This window comes from Metabacillus rhizolycopersici (assembly GCF_020075705.1).
Window position 1 is genome coordinate 1 of the sequence record NZ_JAIQUM010000119.1, and the last position, 9,981, is coordinate 9,981.

Sequence of the window (9,981 nt, forward strand, 5' to 3'; positions counted from 1 at the left end):
TTAAATAATATCGTAGAACAGGATCATCGTTTTATCAAGAAACGTGTTCGTTCTATGTTAGGGTTGAAATCTTTTCGGACAGCTACTTACATACTGAGTGGTATAGAAGCGATGCATATGATTAAAAAGAAGCAGGTTCATCAAAGGCTGAAGACTGCCCCAAATGAAGTGGAATTCATACATAGACTATTCAGGATAACCACCTAAGAGGTTATCTGAAAGTGGATCTATAACTTTTTTCTATTTGTCTTGGTATTTGCACCAGAACCGTTTGGGTTGTTGGAACGAACAGTTCATACTTTTGGCTAAGTACATACACTTGTTTACTTTGTGAAAAAATAGGGATTGTTAGAAAAAATATAAATTTATATTGCGTTAAGACGAAATAAAAAGTAGAATAAAAGAAAAATGTTAACGTTAACATAAAAGCTAATTCACGTTAGTTTATTAAAATTTTTAACGAATAATATTAATGTTAATATAAAGAAGTATAGAAGGGTGAAACCGTGGGGAAAATTATGAATGAAAATTTTTTGCTTAACAAATGAAATCGCTATTTCTCTGTTTCATGATTATGTGAAAGAAATGTCAATTATCGACTATCATTGTCATTTGAGTCCTAAAGAAATTTATGAAAATAAAAATTTTTAAAATATTACAGAAGATTGTTAGAAAAAATATAAATTTATATTGCGTTAAGACAAAATAAAAAGTAGAATGAAAGAGAAATAAATGTTAACGTTAACATTTTGAGTTTTGTCTTTTAATTTATATTTTTTAAGTAATAATGTTAACGTTAACATAAAAAGTATAGGATGGTGAAACAGTGGAAAAATTTATGAATGAAAACTTTTTACTTAAAAGTGAAACCGCTATCTCTCTGTTCCATGATTATGCGAAAGAAATGCCAATTATCGATTACCATTGTCATTTGAGTCCTAAAGAAATTTATGAAAATAAAAATTTTAAAAATATTACAGAAGCTTGGCTTTACGGTGATCATTATAAATGGAGAGCAATGAGAGCAAATGGAATCTCAGAAGAATATATTACCGGAAATGCAAGTGATTATGAAAAATTTCTTGCTTGGGCAAAGACGGTTCCGATGACAATCGGAAATCCTTTATATAATTGGACTCATTTAGAATTGCAGCGATTCTTTGGCATTTACGAAATATTAAACGAACAAAGTGCCCCAGAGATTTGGGAGACAGCAAATGCACTTATAACTGGAGAAGGATTTGGTGCCCGCGATTTAATCGTAAAGTCAAATGTTAAAGTGGTTTGCACAACTGATGACCCAGTAGATAGCTTAGAATATCATCAATTATTAAAACAAGATCAAGATTATCCTGTCAGTGTCGTTCCGGGTTTTAGACCAGATAAAGGGTTGGACATCAACCGAGATGGATTCCTAGAATGGGTTGGGAAACTTGAGCAATCTTCGCAAGTAAAGATTGAAAACTATGAGGACTACCTCGCTGCACTTGAAGCACGGGTTCAGTTCTTCCACTCAGTTGGCGGTGTCGTATCTGACCATGCATTAGATTTAATGGTTTATGAGGAAGCTACTTTTGGTGAAGTAAAGGAAATCTTTGCAGAAAGATTAACTGGCAGCACGCTTTCCTTAGAAGCGGAAAAGAAATTTAAAACTTTTACATTAATTCACTTGGGTAAGCTATATGCAGACCTCGATTGGGCGATGCAGTTCCATATTAATGCCCATCGCAACAATAATACAAACATGTTTAAGGTTTTGGGACCTGATACTGGTTATGATTCAATTAATGATGATCAAATTGCAAAACCACTTGTCTCAATCCTAGATTCTTTAGAACAGGCTGGCAAGCTTCCAAAAACGATCATCTATTCTTTAAATCCTACTGATAATTATGTCATTGCAAGTATTATCAATAGCTTTCAAGATGGAAAGACACCAGGGAAGATCCAATTTGGTACTGCATGGTGGTTTAATGATACGAAGGAAGGCATGCTAGAGCAAATGAAGACACTCTCCAATGTAGGACTTTTTAGCCGATTCATTGGAATGCTGACAGACTCCAGAAGCTTTCTATCTTATACGAGACATGAATATTTCAGAAGACTTGTCTGCAATCTGATCGGAGAATGGGTCGAGAACGGTGAGGTTCCTAAAAATATGGAATTATTAGGAAGAATTGTCCGAGGAATCGCTTATGACAATGCGAAAGAATATTTTCAATTTCAAGGAGTTACAGAGGGTGACCTTATTTCTACAAGATTATAACGAAAGATGGTAGAGGTTGCATAATGCTGGTGAGGTAGTAAAATAGGATAGTATAAGCCACTTTTTCTAAATGAATGTAATGTAAAAAGGAAGGAAATGGAATGGTTACTATTAAAGATATTGCTAGGTTGGCCAATGTATCTCATACAACGGTTTCAAGGGCCCTGAATAACAGCCCACTTATAAAAGAGCCAACAAAGCGGAAAATCCTTGAGATTGCCTCCCAGCTAAACTATATACCAAATTATAATGCAAAAAGCCTTGTGACGCAGAAGTCGCATACAATTGGGCTGTTTTTTTCAAGCATAAGCAGTGGAACATCTCCAAGCTTTTTTGTCGATGCGCTTAAAGGTGTCAATCGTGTCATCAGCCAGGATTATAATTTGTTTGTCCGCGGCATAGATGATTATCAGGATTTTTCAACCATTAATCCGCAACGCTTTGACGGCATTATTTTAATGAGTCAAAGTGTGAAAGATAATTCGTTTATCTACCACACAATGCAAAAGGGAATTCCCCTTGTGGTGCTTAACCGTTATATCGAAGATGATCATATTATTAATATTTTGTCTGATGATACAGAAGGATCCCGTCAAGCAGTAGAGTACTTGGTTAAAAGCGGACATCGGGATATCGCCATTATTGAAGGAATACAAGGCTTTAAGTCTACACAAATGCGCAAAGAGGGGTATCTTCAAGCGTTAATTCAACACGTGATGTCCATTCAACATGAATACTCTGTTGGTGGAAATTATGATATGGAAAGCGGTTATCTCGCGATGAACAAACTACTGTCATTGAAAAAGCCTCCAACAGCTGTTTTCTGTTCGAACGATGATATGGCCATTGGTGCCATGAACGCAGTTTTTGCTAAAGGGCTAAAGGTTCCAGATGATATTTCAATTGTTGGTTTTGATGATATAGGCTTTTCTAGATATACAACACCGCGTCTGACAACGGTAAAACGCCCTGTAGAACAAATCAGTATTTTAGGTGCGGAAAAAATTCTGTCATTAATCATGGGGGAACAAGAGAAAGTAGAAAAAATCTTTAGCAATACAGAGTTAATTATTCGTGACTCTGTTAAAAAGATGGAGTAAGATTGTCCCGTTTTTGGGACGCTTATCGAAAAAAATGTTCACGTGTGCATAACGAGGAGGATACCATATATGCAGAAGTTAAATAAACACAATTATAAGGAGTATGCGATATATCCAGAGAGAATTCTTCAGTTTGGGGAAGGGAATTTTTTAAGAGCGTTTGTTGACTGGCAGGTCCAAGTGTTGAATGAGAAAACGGATTTTAATGGAAGTGTCGTCGTGGTCCAACCAAGAAGATCGGAAAAGATCGAAAGACTGAATCAACAAGATGGTTTGTTCACCCTTTTTTTACAAGGAATGAAGGATGGAAAACCCGTTGATGAACATATGGTGATTGAGTCGATCAGCCGAGGGATTAACCTTTTTACAAACTATGAGCAGTATAAAGAACTGGCTGGAAAAAAGGAGCTGCGTTTCATCATTTCCAACACGACAGAAGCAGGGATTGTTTTTGATCCTGAAGATCAGTTAGAAGATCAACCGCCAAAGAATTTTCCAGGCAAGCTGACCGCTTTTCTTTACTATCGCTTTCAAGCTTTTTCAGGAGACGATAGCCATGGTTGCATCATAATTCCTTGTGAGCTGATTGAAAATAATGGTGAAAGATTGAAAGAGGTCGTGCTTCAATATGCTAACTACTGGAACCTAGGCGATGACTTTATCAATTGGATTCACGATGCAAATACGTTTTGTTCTAGTTTAGTAGACAGGATCGTTCCAGGCTTTCCATTGGATTCAATAGATGAGAAAACAGCAGAGCTGGGCTATAAGGATGAGTTAATGGTAGTCGGGGAACAGTATCATCTTTGGGTGATCGAAGGACCGGGTTGGATCAAAGATGAACTGCCTGTTAAAGGTACAGGTTTGAACACGTTAATCGTTGATGATTTAACACCATATCGAGTGCGAAAAGTCCGTATTTTAAACGGTGCTCACACGGCTATGACACCGGTTTCATACTTATATGGATTGGACACTGTTGAAGAGTCGGTCAATCATCAGGAGCTAGGTTTATTCATTAAGGAGTTGGTCGAAAATGAAATTGTTCCAACTTTAGATGGACCGCCCGAAGAGCTTGCTGCCTTTTCAAACGAAGTGTTGAACCGATTTATGAATCCATATATCAAACATTATTTATTAAGCATTTCCTTAAATTCCATTTCAAAGTTTTCGACTAGGAATTTACCAACTTTACTAGATTATGTGAAACAAAGCGGTACTTTGCCGAAATGGCTCGTCTTTTCTTTAAGTTGCCTGCTGCATTTTTATCGAGGAAAACGAGGTGATGAGGATATTCCATTACAAGATAATCCAGAAATCCTACAATTCTTTCAAACTCTTTGGGAGAAAGTCGATCAACATGAATTGCATATGGAAGGTCTAGTTAAAACAGTATTGGCTGACAAACAGCTATGGAGAATGGATCTTACTTCGATTCCCAACTTGGTGAGCGCTGTGACAACCAATCTCCTAACTATTGAGCAAATTGGAGTAAAAGAAGCCCTTAAAGAATTATGCAGGACATCAATTAAGTGAGGTGGTCATTTAAATGAAAAAGTATTTGCAAATAAATGAAAGCGATAACACCATCCTTGCCTTAAGAGACCTTAGGAAGGATGAAGAACTAAGCATTGAAGGGAAGACCATTCAATTAAAACAAGATATTTATCGCGGACATAAAATCGCTTTAAAAGAAATCAAGGAAAAAGAACATGTTATCAAATACGGGGATCCAATTGGTCATGCGCTCACAACGATCGCACCTGGAGAACTTGTTCATACCCATAACACGAAAACGAATTTATCTGGAACGCAGGATTATCAGTACACACCGAAACAAACTGACCTTTTATACAAAGATGAAAATCGGACCTTTAAAGGATATCTAAGGGGAAATGGAAATGTCGGGATTCGAAATGAACTTTGGATTGTGCCAACAGTAGGTTGTGTAAATGGAATTGCTGAAAAAATTATTAAACGCTTTGAAAAACATGTAGGCGATATAAGTCCATTTGATAATGTTCTCGTTCTAAAACATAACTATGGCTGTTCCCAGCTCGGTGACGACCATGAAAATACAAAGCAAATTCTGCTCAATGCTGTGAATCATCCAAATGCTGGTGGTGTTCTCGTTTTAGGACTTGGATGTGAAAACAATGAACTTCCTGAATTTAAAAAGACGCTCGGGGAAGTAAATGAGGACCGAATCAAATTCCTCATTTCCCAAACAGTTACAGATGAAATTGAGGAAGGCTTTAAACTTGTTATGGACATTTATGAAAGCGCTAAAAATGACAAAAGAGAGGATATTCCTCTATCAGAACTAAAGATTGGTCTAAAATGTGGCGGTTCTGACGGTTTTTCTGGAATAACTGCTAACCCTCTTTTAGGTAGGTTCTCCGATTACTTAATTTCACAAGGCGGAACCACTGTCTTAACCGAAGTTCCGGAAATGTTCGGTGCCGAAACCATTTTGATGGAACGGGCGGCTAATGAAGAAGTGTTTCATAAAGTAGTAGATTTAATCAACAACTTTAAGGATTATTATCTTCAGCATAATCAGCCTGTTTATGAAAATCCATCTCCAGGGAACAAGGATGGCGGCATTACAACTTTGGAAGACAAATCACTTGGATGTACACAGAAGGCTGGTACTTCCGCTGTTGTGGATGTTTTGAAATATGGAGAAGTTCTAAAAACAAAAGGATTAAATCTTTTAAGTGCACCTGGCAATGATCTAATTGCTTCTACGGCACTTGCAGCAGCAGGCTGTCAAATGGTGCTGTTTACAACAGGCAGAGGAACACCGTTTGGGACATTTGTTCCAACTATGAAAATTTCAACGAACACACAAATTTATGAAAAAAAACCACATTGGATTGACTTTAATGCTGGAACATTGCTTGAAGACGGAATAACAGCCGATCAAGTAATGAATGAGTTTGTCGATTATATTATCAAGGTCGCAAGTGGAGAATTTGTTAACAATGAGAAAAATGATTTTAGAGAGATTTCGATCTTTAAAAGCGGTGTAACGTTATAATCTGATCTTGTTTTTTCAAAGGAGATCATTTGTTGGGATTCTACCAACGTGTGTTGTTTTTTGTCAAAAAATAAATAAATTGAAAATTTTAAAGATAATTCTAGAAAACCATCAACAATTTAAGTTGAATTGCAACAAAGTTGGCGAAAATAGCCTTCAAATCATCCAATTTACTTAAATTCTACTATTTCATCGCATTCCAAAGAGAAGTGATTTTGGGGAAGGAGTCAAAAATATGAACAAACAAAGGGTATTAACAAAACTTGCAGAGTGTGGAGTTGTTGCCGTTGTTCGCGCAGATTCAAAGGAAGAAGCAGCGCAAATTTCTGAAGCATGTGTAAAGGGGGGAATTATGGGGATAGAAGTAACCTTTACAATCGATAACGCTGAGGTAGTAATTAAAGAACTTGCTTTACAATATAAGAATAACGCTGAGGTAGTAATTGGAGCGGGCACGGTTCTTGATGCTGTGACAGCTCGAATTGCCATTTTGGCAGGGGCACAGTTCATTGTTAGCCCAAGCTTTGACAAAGAGACAGCTAAGCTTTGCAATTTATATCAAATTCCTTATATGCCAGGGTGTATGACCATAACGGAAATGAAAAATGCGCTTGAATACGGCGCCGATATTATTAAATTGTTCCCTGGCAATGCGTTTGGCCCTGAGTTCGTGAAATCGATAAAAGCACCACTTCCGCAAGTAAACATTATGCCCACTGGCGGGGTAAGCCTGGAGAATATCGATCAGTGGATAAAAAATGGATGCGTGGCTGTTGGTGTGGGCGGAAATCTTGTTGCATCCGCTAAAACAGGAGATTATGAAAAAATTAGGGAATATGCAAGCCAATATATTCAAAAAGTTCAAGAAGCAAGAGAGGGCTTACGATGAAGAAAATAGTCACTCTTGGAGAAATTATGCTTCGCTTTTCAACAACTGAGGGAAAGCGGCTTTCTCTAACAGATCAGTTGGCCGTCAATTATGGTGGTGCCGAAGCAAATGTCGCGGTGTCTCTGTCTCACTTTGGGCATGATGCTTATTTCATTAGTAAGGTGCCGGATAATGCTTTAGGGGTAGCTGTCGATCGGCATTTACGTTCAAATGGAGTTCGTACAGATTATGTCATCAAGGGTGGAGATCGTCTAGGAACCTACTACCTCGAGGCAGGCATAGGAGAAAGAAGTCCCCAGGTGACGTACGACCGAAAATATTCTAGTTTTTCATCGCTGAAAGTAGATGAGATCAATTTGGACGATGCTTTGCGAGATGCCTCATTATTTCATGTGTCGGGAATCACGCTAGCATTATCTCCTGAGCTGAGAGAACTGACTTTTCTTGCTATAAAAAGGGCAAAAGAGCTAGGGGTCAAAACAAGCTTTGATTTCAATTACCGGGCTAAGCTTTGGAGCCAGCAAGAGGCGAAGGAAGTAATTTTGCCATTGCTTCCATTTGTCGACATCTGTTCATGCGGAGAATTGGATGCTATTTATTTGCTAGGAATGGATAAAGTTGATGAATCCCTCCCACAAGAGGAAAGATTGAAACGCTACTATCAAAAGCTCATTGAATTGTACCCAAACATTGAGTTCATTAGTTCAACCTTTCGAACAGTCCTTTCTGCTTCAAGCAATAAGTTGCAAGGCAATCTGTTTGTAGGTGGAGAGCTGTATCAATCTATGGTTCATCATATTGAGCCGATCGTCGACCGTGTCGGCGGTGGGGATGCGTTTGCAGCAGGCATATTATCCGGAATACTGGACGGGTATGCACCAGGGCGGATCATTTCGTTCGCCACTACGGCCTCTGCATTAAAGCACACAGTACATGGAGATTGCAATGCTTTTACGAAAGAGGAAGTTTTCCAGTTTGCAAACAATGAACCAGGCAAAATTGTTCGCTAAGGGTCTATTTGGCTAGTTAAATTAATTCAAAATCGATTATACGAAAAAATTTAATATCATTCCAATACATCTGGAGGTAATTATGAGTACAATTTTAGCTACAGATAATCCTCAACAAGAACAGAATCCTAAGCAAGAAAAGATAAGTTTAAAAGAGAAAGTGTCTTATGGATTTGGAGACTTTGGTAATGGGTTCCTGTTTGATTTAGGTCAACTCTACCTGCTTAAGTTTTTAACAGATGTTGCTGGGATACCAGCTGCAGCAGCCGGTATGATTTTCTTAGTAAGTAAGCTTTTTAATGCTGTTATGGATCCACTTGTCGGTTCATCGATTGATTATCGTAAGAACGTTGGTAAACGTGGCAAATTTCGACCGTATTTATTATTTGGCAGTGTTATATTAGCGATCATTACTGTGTTTTTGTTCATAACACCAGATGTTTCGACAACAGGAAAACTGATATATGCTTATGCGATTTATATGATATGGGGAGTAGCCTATTCATTCACAAACATTCCTTATGGTTCATTGGGAGCTGCAATTACTCAGAATACAAGTGATCGTACTTCACTTGCAACATTCAGACAAATCGGTTCTTTAGGTGCTTTGTTGGTTACAAGCGTTATCGTTATGCCAATCATTGTGCAATTTGAAAACCCAAAAGTAGGTTATCCAGTTGCTATGGCTATAATGTCCATTATTGGTATTCTCGGATTCTACATCTGTTATCGGAATACAAAAGAACGAGTGATTGTAAAAGAAGCTCCAAAGGAAAAACTATCTGTTAAATCAATCATTAAAACGTTTACTACGAATAAGCCATTGCTAACGCTAGTGTTGATGACGATTTTCACCATTTCTGCTTATAACATTAAATCAGCGCTACTGATCTATTTTGCACAATATAATTTAGGAAATGTAACACTTGTAGCGAATATGAGCTTTATCATTATTGGTTCTTCATTTTTGGGTGTTATCCTTATGCCTAAGCTTGTTGCAAGATTTGGAAAGAAGCATACGGCGATGCTAGGGTTTGCAATCTGTATAGTCGCTGACCTTGTGAATTTCTTTATTCCAACTAATATCTATTCATTTACCATTCTTTCAGCGATAGCTTTCATTGGAATTAGTATTCCAAATGGTATTACATGGGCATTTGTTTCGGATATTATTGACTATGGTCATTGGGTATCAGGAGAGCGGAAAGAAGCGACGACATATTCTTTATTTAACTTCTCAAGGAAATTGGCACAATCATTAGCAGGTTTTCTTTCTGGTATTGGTTTAACTTTAATCGGCTATGTGCCAAACGTGGCTCAATCGGCTGGAACTTTATTGGGTATTAAAGGACTGCTGACTCTATACCCAGCAGTTGCGCTGACTATATCTTTACTAATCATTGGACTTATGTACAAGCTGACAGATGAAAAACATGCAGAAATTATGAAAGATCTTGATGCAAAAGCGTAATTTAGTTCTTATGTGGTTAGATAGAAAATGAAAGCGAATACAATAACAGGGATTCTGGTGCAAAGATTGCATTTCTTTGAAAGAGGTATATAGACTCCTAATGGAATCTGTTCTTATGCAGCCATTCCAAATAGTTGATGAATGAACTTCACTTGATTGTGGACAGACTTGTCCCGTAAAGCAAGTTGTCCTTTTTTAATGA

General features: G+C 37.6%; 8 protein-coding genes and 2 pseudogenes. 9 read left to right on the forward strand and 1 reads right to left on the reverse strand.

Annotation, left to right across the window (positions count from 1 at the left end; all coding sequences use genetic code 11):
* The 9 genes and pseudogenes from K9V48_RS25715 to K9V48_RS25755 all read left to right on the forward strand — a co-directional run.
* A partial coding sequence (locus tag K9V48_RS25715) for a DDE-type integrase/transposase/recombinase (RefSeq protein WP_224141943.1) occupies window positions 1-207 on the forward strand: 207 nt, incomplete at its 5' end.
* 311 nt (window positions 208-518) lie between these two features.
* Window positions 519-648: pseudogene (locus tag K9V48_RS25720) on the forward strand (glucuronate isomerase); the annotation flags it as partial.
* A gap of 178 nt (window positions 649-826) precedes the next feature.
* Window positions 827-2,266, forward strand: coding sequence for a glucuronate isomerase (gene uxaC / locus K9V48_RS25725; RefSeq protein ID WP_224141945.1), 1,440 nt, complete (start codon window positions 827-829; stop codon window positions 2,264-2,266).
* 101 nt (window positions 2,267-2,367) lie between these two features.
* Window positions 2,368-3,366, forward strand: a complete 999-nt coding sequence (locus K9V48_RS25730; RefSeq protein WP_224141946.1) for a LacI family DNA-binding transcriptional regulator — start codon at window positions 2,368-2,370, stop codon at window positions 3,364-3,366.
* A gap of 69 nt (window positions 3,367-3,435) precedes the next feature.
* Entirely contained in the window at window positions 3,436-4,902 is a 1,467-nt protein-coding gene (locus K9V48_RS25735; protein WP_224141947.1) for a tagaturonate reductase, read from the forward strand.
* 13 nt (window positions 4,903-4,915) lie between these two features.
* Complete coding sequence (locus K9V48_RS25740) at window positions 4,916-6,409, forward strand: UxaA family hydrolase (RefSeq protein ID WP_224141948.1); 1,494 nt, start codon at window positions 4,916-4,918, stop codon at window positions 6,407-6,409.
* A gap of 235 nt (window positions 6,410-6,644) precedes the next feature.
* Window positions 6,645-7,298: a bifunctional 4-hydroxy-2-oxoglutarate aldolase/2-dehydro-3-deoxy-phosphogluconate aldolase gene (locus K9V48_RS25745; protein ID WP_224141949.1), complete on the forward strand. Its 654-nt coding sequence runs from the start codon at window positions 6,645-6,647 to the stop codon at window positions 7,296-7,298.
* The gene (locus tag K9V48_RS25750) at window positions 7,295-8,308 is read left to right on the forward strand and encodes a sugar kinase (RefSeq protein ID WP_224141950.1); all 1,014 of its coding nucleotides are present in this window, start codon (window positions 7,295-7,297) and stop codon (window positions 8,306-8,308) included. Before K9V48_RS25745 ends, K9V48_RS25750 begins: the two co-directional genes overlap by 4 nt.
* Before the next feature lie 82 nt (window positions 8,309-8,390).
* Window positions 8,391-9,779, forward strand: coding sequence for an MFS transporter (locus K9V48_RS25755; RefSeq protein ID WP_224141951.1), 1,389 nt, complete (start codon window positions 8,391-8,393; stop codon window positions 9,777-9,779).
* A 113-nt stretch (window positions 9,780-9,892) separates the two neighbouring features.
* Here the strand turns inward: K9V48_RS25755 and K9V48_RS25760 are convergent.
* Window positions 9,893-9,981 (reverse strand): annotated as a pseudogene (locus K9V48_RS25760) (IS6 family transposase); the annotation flags it as partial.

Coding starts and splice junctions, on each gene's coding strand:
- K9V48_RS25740 (WP_224141948.1), top strand. CDS start 4,916: ATGAAAAAGTATTTGCAAATAAATGAAAGCGATAACACCATCCTTGCC.
- K9V48_RS25755 (WP_224141951.1), top strand. CDS start 8,391: ATGAGTACAATTTTAGCTACAGATAATCCTCAACAAGAACAGAATCCT.
- K9V48_RS25730 (WP_224141946.1), top strand. CDS start 2,368: ATGGTTACTATTAAAGATATTGCTAGGTTGGCCAATGTATCTCATACA.
- K9V48_RS25750 (WP_224141950.1), top strand. CDS start 7,295: ATGAAGAAAATAGTCACTCTTGGAGAAATTATGCTTCGCTTTTCAACA.
- K9V48_RS25745 (WP_224141949.1), top strand. CDS start 6,645: ATGAACAAACAAAGGGTATTAACAAAACTTGCAGAGTGTGGAGTTGTT.
- K9V48_RS25735 (WP_224141947.1), top strand. CDS start 3,436: ATGCAGAAGTTAAATAAACACAATTATAAGGAGTATGCGATATATCCA.